We start from the raw sequence: 14500 nt of genomic DNA, 5'->3' as shown, positions 1-14500 counted from the left end.
GGCTGGGGTTGCCATCACTGGGTGACCTTCCGCTGGGTGGCCTTCAGGAAGACGAAGGAGAGGATGAACGTGGCGAGGGCCAGGACCACGGAGAACGCGGCGGCCAGGTTGTAGTTGGGGATGGACGCCGTGGTGTAGACCGCGAGGTTCGGGGTGTATGTGCTGCTGATGGCCGAGCTGAAGCTGCGCAGGGTCTGCGGTTCGGCGAGTAGTTGGAGCGTCCCGATGATGGAGAAGACCGCGGTGAGGATGATCGCGGGGACCACCAGTGGGATCTTGATGCGCCAGGCGATCTGGATGTTGCTGGCGCCGTCGAGCCGCGCCGCCTCGTAGATCTCGGTGGGGATCGCGAGCAGGGACGCGTAGATGATCAGCATGTTGTAGCCGACGTAGACCCACGTCACGATGTTCGCGATGGCCCACAGCACGAGTTCGGCACCCAGGAAGTCGACGTTCGAGGTCACCGCGCCGAACGGGGAGAGCGACGGCGAGTACAGGAAGCCCCACATGATGGCGGCGATCACGCCGGGGACGGCGTACGGAGCGAAGAACGCCAGGCGGAAGAACTTCTTACCCTTCAGCAGCGGCGAGTCGAGGAGCAGCGCGAACAGCAGGGCGAGGCCGAGCATGATCGGCACCTGCACGACGCCGAACACGAGGACCCGGCCCACCGATTCCCAGAACGCGGTGTTCTGGAAGACCTGCTGATACTGCACGAGGCCGCCGAAGACCTGCTCGGGTTTGCCGAAGGTGCCCTGCCGCTCCACGGTGAGCAGCGACTGGATGATCGCGTAGACGATCGGGATGGCGTAGAAGGCGACGAAGAGCAGCGCGAACGGAGCGATGAACAGGGCCACGGCCCGGCGCTGCGCTCCCGACGAGCGGTTCTTCCTCGTGACAGCGGGAGCCTTCGGGGACTCGGCCGGAGTGCTAATGACGGTCATTGCCTGCATCCTTTCGGCCCGGGGCGGAGCCGTCGGTGGGGGTTGATGAGGTGGTGCGGACGACGCGTACTGCGCCCGCGGGAACGACGACGGCGTCGGCGACGGCCTCCGCGGTCAGCAGTTCCAGTCCGCTGACCCGGTGCTTGCGGTCCTCGGTGCCGTGGTTGATGAGGAAGAGGTACTCGTGTCCGCTGCCGCGGCGCGTGACCATCTCGAGGCCGGTCTGCACCTCGGGGACGGGCACGCCGGCGGCGACGGCGGCGCGCAGCAGCAGGTCCTTCAGGACGCCGCCGTCGAGCACCGTGCCGACGTACCAGGCGTCGCCCGCACCGAAGCGGTTGCGGGTGACGGCGGGGCCGCCGGAATGCTGGCCGGTCGCATACGTCAGGACAGCCTCGGCGGTGGTGAGCCGGACGGTCTCGGACCAGAGCGATGCGGGGGAGCCGTTGTCGAGGGTGAGCGGCTGCGCCGGGTCGAGCGGGAAGAACTCCTCGGACCGGAGGCCGAGCATCTCCCGGAACGCTCCGGGGTAGCCGCCGGGGCGCACCCTCTCGTTCTCGTCGACGATGCCGCTGAAGAAGGTGACGACGGCGGACCCGCCGCCGGCCACGAAGTCGCTGATGACGGCCGCGTGGTCGTCGCGGACCAGGTAGAGGTTCGGGACCACCACGAGGCGGTAGGCGGAGAGGTCCGCGCCGGGCGCCACGACGTCGACCGTGATGCCGGCGTCCCACAGTGCCCCGTAGGCCGCGTGCACCTGCTCGATGTAGCGGACGTCGCCGGAGGGGTGCGACTCCTGGTCGTGCGCCCACCAGGCCTCCCAGCTGAAGACCAGTGCGACGTCGGCATGCACGGTGGTGCCGGCGAGTTCGCGCAGCTTCACGAGGGAGGAGCCGAGCTCGACGACGTCGCGCCAGACCTGTGAGTCCGTCCCCGCGTGGGGCACCATCGCGGAGTGGAACTTCTCGCTGCCCTGCAGCGACGCGCGCCACTGGAAGAAGCACAGTCCGTCCGCGCCGCGGGCGAGGTGGGTGAGCGAGTTGCGGATCATCTCGCCCGGGCCCTTGGCGATGTTGCGGGGCTGCCAGTTCACGGCTCCCGTCGAGTGCTCCATGAGCAGCCACGGCCGGCCCTGCGCCAGGCCGCGGGTGGTGTCCGCGGCGAAGGCGAGCTCGGCCAGCGGGGCGTCGAGGCGATGGTCCAGGTAGTGGTCGTTGGCGATGACGTCCATCGAGGGCGCCCAGGTCCAGTAGTCCTGGTTGCGGATGTGCGCGGCGACCATGAAGTTCGTGGTGACGGGGGCCGCGCTGTCGGCCCGCAGGACGGCTTCCTCCGCCGCGTAGTGGGCGAGGAGTTCGTCGGAGCTGAAGCGGTTGAAGTCGAGCGTCTGTGTCGGGTTGGTCGCCGAGAGCGTGAGCCGCGGCGGCAGGATCTGTTCCCACCCCGAGTACCGCTGGCTCCAGAACGCGGTACCCCAGGCCGCGTTGAGGGCCTCGAGGGTCCCGTAGCGGGCACGCAGCCACCCGCGGAACGCCTCGGCCGAGACGTCGCAGTAGCACAGGGAGTTGTGGCACCCGAGCTCGTTCGAGACATGCCACAGGCGCAGCGCCGGGTGGTTGCCGTAGCGGGCGGCGACCTGCGCGACGAGCGCGAGGGCGTGCTCGCGGTAGACCGGCGAGCTGGGGCAGAAGGCCTGCCGGCCGCCCGGCCATCGGGCCGTGCCGTCCGCGGCGCGGGGGAGGATCTCGGGGTGCGCCGTGGTGAGCCAGGCGGGGGTCGACGACGTCCCGGTGCCCAGGTTCACCCCGATCCCGTTCTCGGCGAGGAGGTCGAGGACGGCGTCGAGGTTCTCGAACCGGAAGACGCCCGGCTCGGGCTCCAGCTCCGCCCAGCCGAAGATGTTGACCGCCACCAGATTGACGCCGGCCTCCTTCATCAGGCGGACGTCGTCCGCCCAGACGGAGGGATCCCACTGCTCCGGGTTGTAGTCACACCCGTAGACGAACTGCCCGTGGCCCGATAGTCCTGCGACGGTGGTGGTCTGTGCCAAACCTGCTCCTCGATCCTGCGGGGCCGATTCTCGGGCCGGGGCCGCAGGAGACGGTACGGGCGCGTTCTGTGAACGCTCCCACAACCGTGCGAGGTGCTCTCCGTCGAGAATCTGTGAACGTTCCCAGAGTAATTGCCGTCACATGGGGTGTCAACGACGAGAATGTTGTTGCGGGAGCTGTGGCGTCGTGGCCGCCCCTCCCGGCGGACGCGCCTCCGGGACCGGCGGGTTCGGCCGCGCCACGCCTCCGGGAGCGGTGAACCCGTGCACGACGGTGCGCCCCATGGCCGCTGACGGGGCCGGCCGGGCTCCGGAAGGGGGCCGACCTCTTGCTAAGCAGGGTGATCAGTACCACAGTGAGGGAGGAAACCAAGGGGGAAGGCCGTCCATGAGTACTTCAGCAGAGCGCGTGTCCGATGCATCCGCCACCACGAAGGAGCCCGAGCTCAAGCGGGTCCTCGGGCCGAAACTGCTCCTCCTGTTCATCGTGGGGGACATCCTCGGCGCCGGGGTCTACGCGGTGACCGGGACCATGGCCGGGACCGTCGGTGGGCTGGTGTGGCTCCCGTTCCTGCTCGCCTTCATCGTCGCGACCATGACGGCGTTCTCCTACCTCGAGCTCGTGACGCAGTACCCCCAGGCGGCGGGGGCCGCCCTGTACACGCACAAGGCGTTCGGCATCCACTTCGTCACCTTCCTGGTGGCCTTCGCCGTCGTCTGTTCCGGCATCACCAGCGCCGCCACGTCCGCCAACGTGCTGGCGCAGAACTTCTTCGGCGGCCTCGTGGTCAACGGCTGGACGGACATGCCGGGGCAGGGGATGCTCACCGCCGTCGCCCTCGGGTTCATGCTCCTGCTCGCGCTGATCAACCTCCGGGGTGTCGGCGAGAGCGTCAAGTTCAACGTCGTCCTGACGCTCATCGAGGTCGCCGCGCTGTGCATCGTGATCGGCGTGGGCTTCTACGCCATGGCGCAGGGCACCGGCAACGTGGGCCAGGTCTTCGTCTTCACCGATTACCAGGACAAGGGCCTGTTCCTGGCGGTCACGGCCGCAACCTCGATCGCCTTCTTCGCGATGGTGGGCTTCGAGGACTCCGTCAACATGGTCGAGGAGACGAAGAACCCGGAGCGCATCTTCCCGCGGACCATGCTGACCGGGCTCGGGATCGCGGTCATCTTCTACATGCTGGTGGCCGTCTCGGTGGTCACGGTGCTGAGCCCCACCGAGCTGGAGGGCATCCGGGAGGCCGAGGGTGCGGCGTTGCTCGAGGTGGTGCACAAGGGCTCACCCGATTTCCCCATCGACCAGGTCTTCCCCTTCCTCGCCGTGTTCGCCGTCGCGAACACCGCCCTGATCAACATGCTGATGGCCAGCCGCCTCATCTACGGGATGGCACGGCAGGGCGTGCTGCCCCGACCGCTCGGCAAGGTGCTCCCGGTGCGGTGCACGCCCTGGGCCGGCATCGCCTTCTCGACGGTCCTGGCGCTGGGCCTGATCCTCTACGTGACCGCCGACCCGGACAGCAACGTCGTCGCCAACCTCTCCGGGACCACCGCGTTCCTGCTCCTGTGCGTCTTCGCCGTGGTGAACATCGCGTGCCTGATCCTGCGGCGCAAGCGGGACGTCAATCGGAAGGTGTTCTTCACCTCGCCCGGGCCGCTCCCCGTGGTGGCTGCGATCCTGTGCCTCTTCCTCGCCGGGCCGTGGGTGGGCCGGGACATCATCCAGTACCAGATCGCCGGGGCCCTCATGGTGATCGGCGTGGTGCTCTGGTTCGTCACCTGGCTCGTCAACCGGAGGACCAACACGCCCACCGGTGACCTGACGACCATCGAGGGGTGAGTGCCCCGGGTCGGTCTAGCATCGGTCCATGGAGATCCTCCGCTACGCCGCCTTCACCGACCGGCCCGATGGCGGGAACCCCGCCGGTGTGGTGCTCGACGCCGACGGCCTGACCCCCGGGCAGATGCAGGCCGTTGCCGCGGACCTCGGCTACGCGGAGAGCGCCTTCCTCTCCCGACGGCTGCCCGGCAGCGCCACGGTCCGCTACTTCGCCCCCGAGGCCGAGATCCCCTTCTGCGGGCACGCGACGATCGCGACGGGCGTCGCGCTCGCCGAACGCGAGGGGCCGGGGAGCCTGGCCCTCTCGACGCCGGTGGGAGTGCTCGCGATCACGACGGATCACGTGGACGGTCGCCTCGTCGCGTCCCTCGAGACGGTCGAGCCATGGGTGGACGGCATCGACGCCGGCTGCCGGGCGGACCTGCTGCGCCATCTCCGGCTCACCGGGGAGGACCTGTCGGCCGACCTGCCCGTCATGCTGTCCTTCGCCGGCAACATCCACCCGATCGTGCCCGTGCGCGACGCCGCGGTCCTCCGCGCCCTCGACTACGACTACGACGGCCTTCGGGCGCTCATGGCCGCCCAGGGCTGGGGTGCGACCGTCGCCGTCGTCCACCGGCTCGGGCCGGAGGTCTTCGAGGTCCGCAACCCGTTCCCGCCGGGCGGTGTGCGCGAGGACCCCGCCACCGGTTCCGCGGCGGCCTCCCTCGGCGCCTACCTCCGGGCCCGCGGCGAGGTGGTCCCGCCGGTGACCCTCACCGTCCATCAGGGTGCCGACGTCGGGCGTCCGTCACTGATCACGGTCGGCATCCCCGAGGCCGGGGGGCTGAGGGTCTCCGGCGGTGCGGTGCGGATCACCGCGTAGGAGGCGAGATCGCGCCGCTCACCGCCGATCTCCAGGTAGCTGCCGAGGATCCCCTCGTAGCTGAAGCCGGCCCGGCGGGCGACGCCGATGGACGCGGCGTTCCACGGCTCGATGTGCAGTTCCACGCGGTGGAGGCAGGGGAGGGTCCAGGCGAACCGGACCAGCGCGCGCAGGGCATCGGTCGCGACCCCGCGGCCGCGTGCGCTGGGGGCGACCGCGTATCCCGCCTGGCCGCGCCCCAGCCCGTAGTCGCGCAGCCACAGGCCGATGACGCCCAGGGCCTGGTCCGTGCGGGCGTCGGCGATCGCGAAGGAGAAACCGGCTCCCTCGGGGTGCCGCCGGCGCTGGCGCATGATGTAGTCGAGGGCCTCCTCCCGGCCGGCCCGCGGCGGGAGCGTGCCGATGAGGGGCACGTAGGGATCCGTGGCCAGGTCGCGGACCATGCCCGCGTCCCTGTCCTCGACCCGCCGCAGGGTCACCGCGCCGGAGGCCGGCGCGACCTCCGGCCAGTCGGGAAGCGGCGCGGCTCCGGGCCCGCTCATGGCCGGTAGCCGAACGCTGCCAGGCGGAGGTCGGTGTGCGGCCGGAAGCCCAGGGCGCGGTAGAACGGATGGGACCGAGCGGCATCCTCCGTGCCGTCGGCGTCCGTGCTCAGGGCCAGGAACATGCAGTGGGCGTAGCGTCGCTGGATCTCCTCCATCAGGGCGCGCGCCACGCCCCGGCGCTGGAACGCGGGGTGCACGAGGATGTCCTGGATGTAGCAGATCGATTCCCCGTCCGAGACGGTGCGTGCCAGCCCGATCAGGCCGCCGTCGTCGTCCTCCGCCGTGACCACCAGGTGGGACCCGGCCAGGCTCCGCGCAAGGCGCTCGGAATTCCGCGTGTAGGCGGTCCATCCCACGGCGTCGTAGAGCGCGATCGCCCGGTCGAGGGCAGGGGTGTCGTCCGCGGTGATCCTCACCGGTCCACCCTATCCACCGTGCGTCGCCGCGGAAGGGGGCCCGGCCCGCGCGATGACGTCACGGTCCCGCGATCGGCGCGACCAGGGCGTGCGTGACGGCGACGAGGTCCGCGGGGGCCAGTTCGATGTCGAGGCCGCGCCGGCCGCCGGAGACGAACACGCTCGCGTGGTCGAGCGCGGACCGGTCGACGACGACGGGGGAGGCCTGCCGCTGGCCGACGGGGGAGATCCCGCCGAGCACGTAGCCCGTCCGCCGCTCGGCGGCGTCCGGGTCGGCCATCGCCGCCTTCCGCCGGCCGAGCGCCGAGGCGAGGGCCTTGAGGTCGAGGGGACCGCTGACAGGGACGACGGCGGCCACCAGGGTGCCGTCGACGCTCGCCATGAGGGTCTTGAAGACGCGCTCCGGCTCGACGCCGAGGGCCGCGGCGGCCTCGAGCCCGTAGGAGGGCGCACCCTCCTCATGGCTGTACGGGTGCACCGCGAAGGTCACACCCGCAGCGGTGAGCGCGGCGAGGGCGGGCGTGCTGCGCGAGCCCGTCGTCCTCCTGCCGCCGTCCCCGCGCGTCATCGGTCCGTCAGGACGCCGCCGCGGCGTCCCGCGCCGTCACCAGTTCCTCCACCGAGGGGGCGCCCCAGGTGCCGGCGAACTCGCACGAGACGATGAACTCGGTCACGACGCCGCCGGTCAGGACGAGCCCCTCGACGTACTCCACGCCGTCGCGGGTGAGCGGCTCCACGCCCTGCTGCTCGAGGGCCGTGAGCACGTCCTGGGTGGCGGAGGGCTCCTGATCGTTCAGGGAGCACCAGTACACGTAGAGACCCTCGAGCTCGTCGAGGGAGACCAGCGCTGCGTCGAGGGTGACGGTGGTGGTGGCCTGGAGGAAACGGTCGATGTGCTGCGCCGTCGGCGTCTCGCGGATCAGGAGTCCGTCCGCGGATGGTTCTGGGAGAAGAGCATTCTGGTCGTTCATGGTTTCACGCCCCCAATCGGGGATGATGCTCCGCTGCCGGGTGCCCTGCGTGATGGCGCAGGCACCGAGGAGAGGAACCGGAGAAACAGCCGCCATCTTCTAGACAACTCCCTCCAGCCTACGGCGTCGACGCGGAAAAGGCCCGTGGAGGCTCGGCTACAGTACACATATGCCCCCGATCCGCTCCCGTTCCCGCCGGGCGACCATCAACGACGTCGCCACCGCGGCGGGGCTCTCCCGGGGGACGGTGTCCCGCGTCGTCAACGGTGAACGGTACGTCTCCGAGGAAGCCCGCATCGCGGTCGAGGAGGCCATCGCGCGGGTGGGCTACGTCCGCAACTCCGCGGCCAGGAACCTCGTCACCCAGGAGTCCCGGGCGATCGCCCTGATCATCCACGAGCCGCACTCGCTCCTGTTCGAGGACCCCAACATCGGGTCCATCCTCCTCGGGGCGAACGCCGTCCTCTCGAAGGCGGACTACCAGCTCGTCTCGCTCATCATCGACTCCGACCGGGACAGCCGCCGGGTCGCCGACTATCTTCGGGGAGGCCTCGTGGACGGCGCGGTCATCGTCTCGGCCCGGGCGTCCGACCCCATCGCCTCCGCGGTGCGCGACATCGGCGTGCCGGCGGCCTTCGTGGGCCACCCGCCCGGGACGCCGGACCTGCCGTACGTCGCGATCGACAATGCCGCCGCGGCCCGCGCCATCACGCGGCGCCTCATGGAGACCGGACGCCACACGATCGGCATGATCGCCTGCGCCATGGACCGCGACTCCGGGCAGGACAGGTTCGCGGGCTTCCGCGACGCCATGGGGGACCGGTTCGACGCCGCCCTGGTCGTCGAGTACCCGCTCTACACCTACGCCGCCGGGCTCGCGGGCATGCAGGAACTGCTCCGCCGCTGCCCCGGGATCGACGGCGTCTTCGCGGCCTCGGACGCCGTGGCCGCCGGGGCCATGACCGCCCTCCAGGAGTCGGGGCGGAAGGTGCCCGACGACGTCGGGATCGTCGGCTTCGACGATAGCAGCTGGGCCGTCAGGACCAGGCCCCAGCTCTCCACCGTCCGGCAGCCCGCCGACCTGCTGGGCAGCACGGCGGCGGAACTGGTGCTGGCCCAGATCCGCGGCCTGCCGAGCGCCGTCCAGGTGCTCGACACGACCGTGGTCTGGCGCGACTCGGCGTAGCCCAACCCGGGGAGGAGCGCCCGAGGAGGAGGACGCCATATGGATCGGGTTCATCGAGTTCGACGTGCTGCTCGGCGACGTGCACTCGCTGAAGGGCAAGCGCTCCCTGGTGCGCCCGCTCGTGGCCGACCTCCGGCGGAAGTTCGAGCTGTCCGTCGCCGAGGTGGGCCACCAGGAGCTGCACCGCCGCGCCGTCGTCGGGGCCGGCCTGGTCGGCGCCGACCGCCGGCACGTGGTGGACGTCCTGGACCGCGTGGAGCGGTACGTCGCGGCGCGGCCGGAGATCGAGCTCCTCAGCGCCCGACGGCGGCTCCTCACCAGCGAGGACTAGACGACCCCCGGACCGCCCGCCGACGACGCCGCGAGTCGGTGCAGCGGCCCTTCCTCGAACGCGTCGAGCAGGGCGCTGATGTCCTTGTAGACCGCCACCGCGCCGGCCTCCCGCAGCTCCGCCTCGCTCGTGCCGCCCGAGGCGAGGCCGACCGTCGGGATCCCCAGGGCGTTGGCGGCCTCGACGTCCCACACCGAGTCGCCGACGAACACGGTGTTCGCGGCGTCGAGCCCGCCGGCGTCGAGCGCTGCCTGCAGGATGTCCGGCGACGGCTTGCTGTTCTCGGCATCGGTGGAGCTGGTGGCGGCGCTGATGGCGTCGTCGGCGTCGATGATGCGGCGGGAGACTTCCACGTCCTGCTGCGAGGAGGAGGAGGCGAGGACCACGGTCAGCCCGTCGTCGGCGCAGCGCCGCACGAGGTCGCCGGCGCCCGCGAAGGCGCGCAGGCCCGGCCAGTAGCTCGAGAAGAGCGCGCCGTGCGTGGCGTCCAGCTCCGCGTCCTGGCCCGCGTCGCGGTCCTCGCCGAGGAGGTGCTCCACGAGCTTGTCGCCGCCCATGCCGATGGCGCGGTGGATCTCCGCGAGGGGCACGTCGTGGCCGAACCGGCGGAAGGCCTGCCACCAGGCCATGGTGTGCTGGTAGTTGGAGTCAAGGAGGGTGCCGTCCACGTCGAACAGCACTCCGTGCCGGGTGTCCGCCGCTGTGCTGGTGTCGTCTGCCATGTGCTGCCTTCCGCTGGAATGGACGTGCTTCGGACCGAGTCTAGGAAGGCCCGCGCCCCGGCGTCGTACGGCCTCCCGGGGTTGCGGGGGGCCGGGAAGTGTGGCCGTCCTCAGACGGCGGGCACGGGTTCGACGACGATCGCGACGCGGTCGTCCCCGATGCGGGTCAGGACGAGCGTGGCCTTCTTCCGGCCCTTGCCCGATCCGGTCAGCAGCTGCCGGCGGACCTCCTCGGGCGTGACCGACGTGCCGCGCTTCTTGATGTCGAGCACCCCGATCCCCTCCGCGCGGACCCAGGCCTTCAGCGCCTTCACGTTGTAGGGTCGGACCTCGAGCACCCGGTAGGCGCGGGCGAACGGGGTGTCCGTGAACGAGGGCGCGCAGATGTACGCGATCATCGGATCCAGCAGGTGCCCGCCGAGCTGCGCGGCCAGGTCCGCGACGAGCTCGGCCCGGATCACGGCGCCGTCGGGCTCGTAGAGGTAGCCGGCCGGTTCGCCGACGGCGGGTGTCGGTCCGTCCCCGAAGTCCCGCGCGGACACCATCTCCGCCGCGCCCTGCGCCCCGAGGACGAGGGCGGCACGCCGGACACCGTCCCTGCGGAGCGCATTGAACCAGAGGGCCACCTCCGTGACGTCGCCGTCGACGGAGACCCACTGCGCCTCGCAGCTCGCCGGGACGGAGGCGTGCGGCATGCCCGGGCCCATCTTCACGCCCACCGGCATGCCGCCGTCCGCGAGGTCCTGGACGAAGGACAGCGGGGGCGAGAACGCCTCCGGGTCGAAGATCCGGGACGTGCCCGACGTCGTCGTCGTCCTGCGCGCCGGGTCGAGCCAGACGCCGTCGAACGCCGTGGTGTCCACGGCGGCGGCATCCGCGTTGACGACGCGCGCGTTGGGGAAGGGGAGCAGGTTCATCGTCGCGGCCGCGGCGGTCGTCTCGTCGAGTTCGACGGCGGTGACCTCGCGGTCGAGGGTGGCCAGGGCCATGCTGTCGGCACCGAGCCCGCAGCCGAGGTCGGCGATCCGGACCAGGCCGGCGTCGACGAAGCGCTGGGCGTGGCGTGCGGCGACCGTCAGGCGCGTGGCCTGCTCGAGGCCGGCCGCCGTGAAGATCATCCGCGCCGCGAAGGGGCCGAACTTCGCGGACGCCTTCGCCCGGAGCCGTGACTGCGTGAGTGCGGCGGCGATCACCTCGGGGGAGTAGCCGGCCTTGCGCAGCTGCCCGGAGAGGCGCAGGCTGTCCGCTTCCGTGTAGGGGCCGAGCGAGTTCAGCAGCTCCCAGCCCTCGGGAGTCAGGATGTCCGCGATGTTGTCCGAGCCCATGCTGCCAGCCTAGGCGACGCAGCGCGTCGCATGTGACTCGGATTGGCACTCGCCTTGACCGAGTGCCAGCGCTTGCATACAGTCGGAGTTGGCACTCGCTCACGGTGGGTGCTAATCCCGAGGGAAGCGTTCGCCGGCACCGCGACGACGGTTCACGCCCAGCCCGACGGCCCCCAGTCCATTGGTATCGAACGCAAAGGAGAGCCCGTGTCGGTCTCTATCAAGCCTCTTGAGGATCGTATTGTTGTCCGCCCGCTCGAAGCCGAGCAGACCACGGCTTCCGGCCTCGTCATCCCGGACACGGCCAAGGAGAAGCCCCAGGAGGGCGAAGTCGTAGCAGTCGGACCCGGCCGCGTCGATGACAACGGCAACCGCGTCCCCGTCGACGTCGCCGAGGGCGACGTCGTCATCTACTCGAAGTACGGCGGAACCGAGATCAAGCAGGGCGGCCAGGAGTACCTCGTGCTCTCCGCCCGCGACGTCCTCGCGATCGTCGTCAAGTAACACCCCCGATTGGAGAAGCCCCGGCCCGCAGTGGCCGGGGTTTTTCTCGCTGCACAAGCCTGAAAGGAACCAACAAATGGCAAAGCAGTTGGAATTCAACGACGCCGCCCGCCGTGCCCTCGAGGCCGGCGTGGACAAGCTCGCGAACACCGTCAAGGTGACGCTGGGCCCCCGCGGACGCAACGTCGTGCTCGACAAGAAGTGGGGCGCCCCCACGATCACGAACGACGGCGTCACGATCGCCCGCGAGGTCGAACTCGACGACCCGTACGAGAACCTCGGCGCCCAGCTCGCCAAGGAGGTCGCCACCAAGACGAACGACGTCGCCGGTGACGGCACCACCACCGCCACGGTCCTGGCCCAGGCACTCGTCAAGGAAGGCCTCCGCAACGTCGCCGCCGGCGCCGCCCCGGGACAGCTCAAGCACGGCATCGAGGTGTCGGTCCAGGCCGTCGCCAAGCGCCTGCTCGAGAACGCCCGCGAGGTCGTCGGCCAGCAGACCGCCGACGTCGCCTCCATCTCCGCGCAGAGCGCCGAGGTCGGCGATCTCCTCGCCGAGGCCTTCGACAAGGTCGGCAAGGATGGTGTGATCACCATCGAGGAGTCCTCCACCACGCAGACCGAGCTCGTCCTCACCGAGGGCATGCAGTTCGACAAGGGCTACCTCTCGCCGTACTTCGTGACCGACGCCGAGCGCCAGGAAGCCGTCCTCGAGGACGCGCTCATCCTCATCCACTCCGGCAAGATCTCCTCGCTGGCGGAATTCCTGCCGCTGCTCGAGAAGGCACTGCAGGCCGGCAAGCCGCTGTTCATCATCGCCGAGGACATCGAGGGCGAGGCGCTCTCCACCCTGGTGGTCAACAAGATCCGCGGCACCCTGAACGTCGTCGCCGTCAAGGCTCCCGGCTTCGGTGACCGCCGCAAGGCCATGATGCAGGACATCGCCACCCTCACGGGTGCGCAGGTCGTCTCCCCGGACCTCGGCCTGAAGCTGGACCAGGTGGGCCTCGAGGTGCTCGGCTCCGCGCGCCGGATCACCGTCACCAAGGACGCCACGACCATCGTCGACGGCACCGGCATCGAGTCCGACGTCGCCGACCGCGTGGCGCAGATCCGCGCCGAGGTGGAGCGCACCGACTCCGACTGGGACCGCGAGAAGCTGCAGGAGCGCCTCGCGAAGCTCGCCGGCGGAATCGGCGTCATCAAGGTCGGCGCCGCCACCGAGGTGGAGCTCAAGGAGAAGAAGCACCGCATCGAGGACGCCGTGTCCTCGACGCGTGCGGCCCTCGAAGAGGGCATCGTCGCCGGCGGCGGGTCCGCCCTGGTCCACGCCGGCAAGGCACTGGACACCGACGCCGACGTCCTGGCGCTCGAGGGCGACGCGGCCACCGCCGTCGGCCTCGTCCGCCGCGCGCTCGCCCAGCCGCTGCGCTGGATCGCCGAGAACGCCGGCCACGAGGGCTACGTCGTCGTCGCCAAGGTCTCGGACCTCGAGGCCGGCCACGGCTTCAACGCCGTCAGCGGCGAGTACGAGAACCTCATCGACGCGGGCATCATCGACCCGGTCAAGGTGACGCGCTCGGCCCTGCAGAACGCGGCCTCGATCGCGGCCCTGGTGCTCACCACGGAAACCCTCGTGGTCGAGAAGCCCGAGGAGTCCGACGACGAGGACCACGGCCACTCGCACTAGGCGCAGGGGCTCCGGCCCGCTCCACCCAGCAGCACCCCGGCTCCGCGGAGCCGGGGTGCTGCTGCGTCCGGGCCCGGGTGCGCTTTCTGCCCACGCGCGGACGCCTCGGAGTGGGGATGTTCGAACATCCCCGCTCCGAGGTGTCACGCAATGGGCAGGTCCGCGGATTCCTCGCTGCGCCGCGGGGAACGTGACGGAAGGATCTCCGCCCGGATCAGTGACCGGTCGTAGGCCACCTTGCCTTCGTTCTCGAGGATCAGTGCACTGGACACCACCTGCCCCGTGCGTTTGTCCCGCTCGATCCGGGAGATCCTGTTGTGCCGGAACACGTCGGCGCCCTCCTCGTAGAAATAGGCGTCGTGCTCGCGGATGTGGAACTTCATCGGCAGCTCGCGGTCGACCCGCAGTTCACCGCCCAGGTACTCGTCGGTCGTCCAGGTGCGGAACTGGAAGGTGCGGTCGGTGCGATTCTCCACCTGGTAGTCGAGGTAGTTGAAAGCGATCGATGTGCCCGTACCCCAGGGGATCTGGCGGTTGTAGTCCGGGAAGAGATCGAGCCCGTTGTGATGGTGATGCTCGACGACGGTGAGTGGACTGTGCAGCACCATCCAGTGCAGCAGGTTGGTGAACTGGCACATGCCCCCGCCCATACCCCGCGTCGGCCTGCCGTTGCTGATCGTCAGGCCCTCCCTGTACCCCTCTCGTGCGGAGCACCGGCCCGCGAGGCTCCAGAAGGAGAAGCGCTCGCCCGGCGCGATCAGGATGCCGTCGATCTTCGGCGCGGTAAGGCCGAGGCTGACGGCCTTGTTGTCCTGCAGTTCCGTCTCGACGTTCCCCAGCCGTCGGCGGATCAGGGAGTTGTGCCGATAGACGGTGATCGGCAGGGACTCCTCCGAGCGGGTCGACGAGATCGAGCCGCGGTCTCTGACGTTCCGCAGGTGCCTGAGCAGGATCATCCGCTCCGAGGCGATGCGATAGGTCAACGGCGAGATCTCGCCGAACAGTCTGCGTCCCAAATGTCCCCCATGATGAACAACTACGTGTGCCTAGGATAACCAGCGGCTGCCCCCACGACGACGAAGCCCCGGGATCCGTACGGGTCCCGGGG

15 protein-coding genes are annotated in these 14500 nt (G+C 70.2%); 6 read left to right on the top strand and 9 right to left on the bottom strand.

Going from position 1 to position 14500, the window contains the following annotated elements:
• Positions 1-14: 14 nt before the first annotated feature.
• The gene (locus tag ACSGDB_RS04595) at positions 15-944 is read right to left on the bottom strand and encodes a carbohydrate ABC transporter permease (RefSeq protein ID WP_434993218.1); all 930 of its coding nucleotides are present in this window, start codon (positions 942-944) and stop codon (positions 15-17) included.
• Complete coding sequence (locus ACSGDB_RS04590) at positions 931-2994, bottom strand: beta-galactosidase (RefSeq protein WP_434993217.1); 2064 nt, start codon at positions 2992-2994, stop codon at positions 931-933. Before ACSGDB_RS04590 ends, ACSGDB_RS04595 begins: the two co-directional genes overlap by 14 nt.
• Before the next feature lie 388 nt (positions 2995-3382).
• Here ACSGDB_RS04590 and ACSGDB_RS04585 point away from each other — a divergent pair, with 388 nt between their 5' ends.
• Together ACSGDB_RS04585 and ACSGDB_RS04580 are read left to right on the top strand one after the other, a co-directional pair.
• Complete coding sequence (locus ACSGDB_RS04585) at positions 3383-4837, top strand: APC family permease (RefSeq protein WP_434993215.1); 1455 nt, start codon at positions 3383-3385, stop codon at positions 4835-4837.
• 28 nt (positions 4838-4865) lie between these two features.
• The gene (locus ACSGDB_RS04580; protein WP_434993214.1) at positions 4866-5702 is read left to right on the top strand and encodes a PhzF family phenazine biosynthesis protein; all 837 of its coding nucleotides are present in this window, start codon (positions 4866-4868) and stop codon (positions 5700-5702) included.
• On the opposite strand, the gene ACSGDB_RS04575 is transcribed toward ACSGDB_RS04580, so the two are convergent.
• Genes ACSGDB_RS04575 through ACSGDB_RS04560 form a run of 4 tightly spaced genes read right to left on the bottom strand, consistent with a single transcriptional unit; the run spans position 5603 to position 7634 of the window.
• A complete protein-coding gene (locus ACSGDB_RS04575; protein WP_434993212.1) occupies positions 5603-6244 on the bottom strand; it encodes a GNAT family N-acetyltransferase in 642 nt (213 codons plus the stop codon). The genes ACSGDB_RS04580 and ACSGDB_RS04575 overlap by 100 nt on opposite strands.
• Complete coding sequence (locus ACSGDB_RS04570) at positions 6241-6663, bottom strand: GNAT family N-acetyltransferase (protein ID WP_434993210.1); 423 nt, start codon at positions 6661-6663, stop codon at positions 6241-6243. The genes ACSGDB_RS04575 and ACSGDB_RS04570 overlap by 4 nt, the downstream gene beginning before the upstream one ends.
• 58 nt (positions 6664-6721) lie before the next feature.
• A complete protein-coding gene (gene ybaK / locus ACSGDB_RS04565; protein WP_434993208.1) occupies positions 6722-7231 on the bottom strand; it encodes a Cys-tRNA(Pro) deacylase in 510 nt (169 codons plus the stop codon).
• Positions 7232-7238: 7 nt separating this feature from the next.
• Positions 7239-7634, bottom strand: a complete 396-nt coding sequence (locus ACSGDB_RS04560) for a hypothetical protein (RefSeq protein ID WP_434993206.1) — start codon at positions 7632-7634, stop codon at positions 7239-7241.
• Between the two features lie 169 nt (positions 7635-7803).
• Between ACSGDB_RS04560 and ACSGDB_RS04555 the strand changes: the two genes are divergently transcribed.
• Positions 7804-8820, top strand: a complete 1017-nt coding sequence (locus ACSGDB_RS04555; protein ID WP_434993203.1) for a LacI family DNA-binding transcriptional regulator — start codon at positions 7804-7806, stop codon at positions 8818-8820.
• Positions 8821-8857: 37 nt separating this feature from the next.
• Positions 8858-9151, top strand: coding sequence for a DUF503 domain-containing protein (locus tag ACSGDB_RS04550; protein ID WP_434993557.1), 294 nt, complete (start codon positions 8858-8860; stop codon positions 9149-9151).
• Here the strand turns inward: ACSGDB_RS04550 and ACSGDB_RS04545 are convergent.
• Both ACSGDB_RS04545 and ACSGDB_RS04540 read right to left on the bottom strand, forming a co-directional pair.
• Positions 9148-9873 carry an HAD family hydrolase gene (locus ACSGDB_RS04545; RefSeq protein WP_434993201.1) on the bottom strand — a complete coding sequence of 242 codons (726 nt, stop codon included), beginning with the start codon at positions 9871-9873 and terminating at the stop codon, positions 9148-9150. The genes ACSGDB_RS04550 and ACSGDB_RS04545 overlap by 4 nt on opposite strands.
• Positions 9874-9983: 110 nt before the next feature.
• A complete protein-coding gene (locus ACSGDB_RS04540) occupies positions 9984-11198 on the bottom strand; it encodes a THUMP-like domain-containing protein (protein ID WP_434993200.1) in 1215 nt (404 codons plus the stop codon).
• 207 nt (positions 11199-11405) lie between these two features.
• Between ACSGDB_RS04540 and groES the strand changes: the two genes are divergently transcribed.
• Positions 11406-11702 (top strand): co-chaperone GroES, encoded by a 297-nt coding sequence (gene groES, locus ACSGDB_RS04535; protein ID WP_104120205.1) that lies wholly within the window; start codon positions 11406-11408, stop codon positions 11700-11702.
• Positions 11703-11778: 76 nt separating this feature from the next.
• On the top strand, positions 11779-13392 hold the full coding sequence (groL, locus tag ACSGDB_RS04530; RefSeq protein WP_434993198.1) for a chaperonin GroEL: 1614 nt from the start codon (positions 11779-11781) through the stop codon (positions 13390-13392).
• Positions 13393-13535: 143 nt separating this feature from the next.
• Here groL and ACSGDB_RS04525 read toward each other — a convergent pair whose 3' ends face one another.
• Positions 13536-14408, bottom strand: a complete 873-nt coding sequence (locus ACSGDB_RS04525) for a VanW family protein (protein WP_434993196.1) — start codon at positions 14406-14408, stop codon at positions 13536-13538.
• Positions 14409-14500: the final 92 nt, after the last annotated feature.

Origin of the sequence: Arthrobacter sp. Ld5 (genome assembly GCF_051172775.1) — a bacterium.
Lineage (GTDB): Bacteria > Actinomycetota > Actinomycetes > Actinomycetales > Micrococcaceae > Arthrobacter_D.
The sequence above is the reverse complement of the archived record's forward strand: the minus strand, read 5'-3'. Positions and strand labels throughout refer to the sequence as shown.

Excerpts from the sequence above, each read along its gene's own strand:
- ACSGDB_RS04545 (WP_434993201.1), bottom strand. The coding sequence starts at position 9,873 with ATGGCAGACGACACCAGCACAGCGGCGGACACCCGGCACGGAGTGCTG.
- ACSGDB_RS04580 (WP_434993214.1), top strand. The coding sequence starts at position 4,866 with ATGGAGATCCTCCGCTACGCCGCCTTCACCGACCGGCCCGATGGCGGG.
- ACSGDB_RS04540 (WP_434993200.1), bottom strand. The coding sequence starts at position 11,198 with ATGGGCTCGGACAACATCGCGGACATCCTGACTCCCGAGGGCTGGGAG.
- ACSGDB_RS04555 (WP_434993203.1), top strand. The coding sequence starts at position 7,804 with ATGCCCCCGATCCGCTCCCGTTCCCGCCGGGCGACCATCAACGACGTC.
- ACSGDB_RS04585 (WP_434993215.1), top strand. The coding sequence starts at position 3,383 with ATGAGTACTTCAGCAGAGCGCGTGTCCGATGCATCCGCCACCACGAAG.
- ACSGDB_RS04595 (WP_434993218.1), bottom strand. The coding sequence starts at position 944 with ATGACCGTCATTAGCACTCCGGCCGAGTCCCCGAAGGCTCCCGCTGTC.
- ACSGDB_RS04575 (WP_434993212.1), bottom strand. The coding sequence starts at position 6,244 with ATGAGCGGGCCCGGAGCCGCGCCGCTTCCCGACTGGCCGGAGGTCGCG.
- ybaK (WP_434993208.1), bottom strand. The coding sequence starts at position 7,231 with ATGACGCGCGGGGACGGCGGCAGGAGGACGACGGGCTCGCGCAGCACG.
- groL (WP_434993198.1), top strand. The coding sequence starts at position 11,779 with ATGGCAAAGCAGTTGGAATTCAACGACGCCGCCCGCCGTGCCCTCGAG.
- ACSGDB_RS04560 (WP_434993206.1), bottom strand. The coding sequence starts at position 7,634 with ATGAACGACCAGAATGCTCTTCTCCCAGAACCATCCGCGGACGGACTC.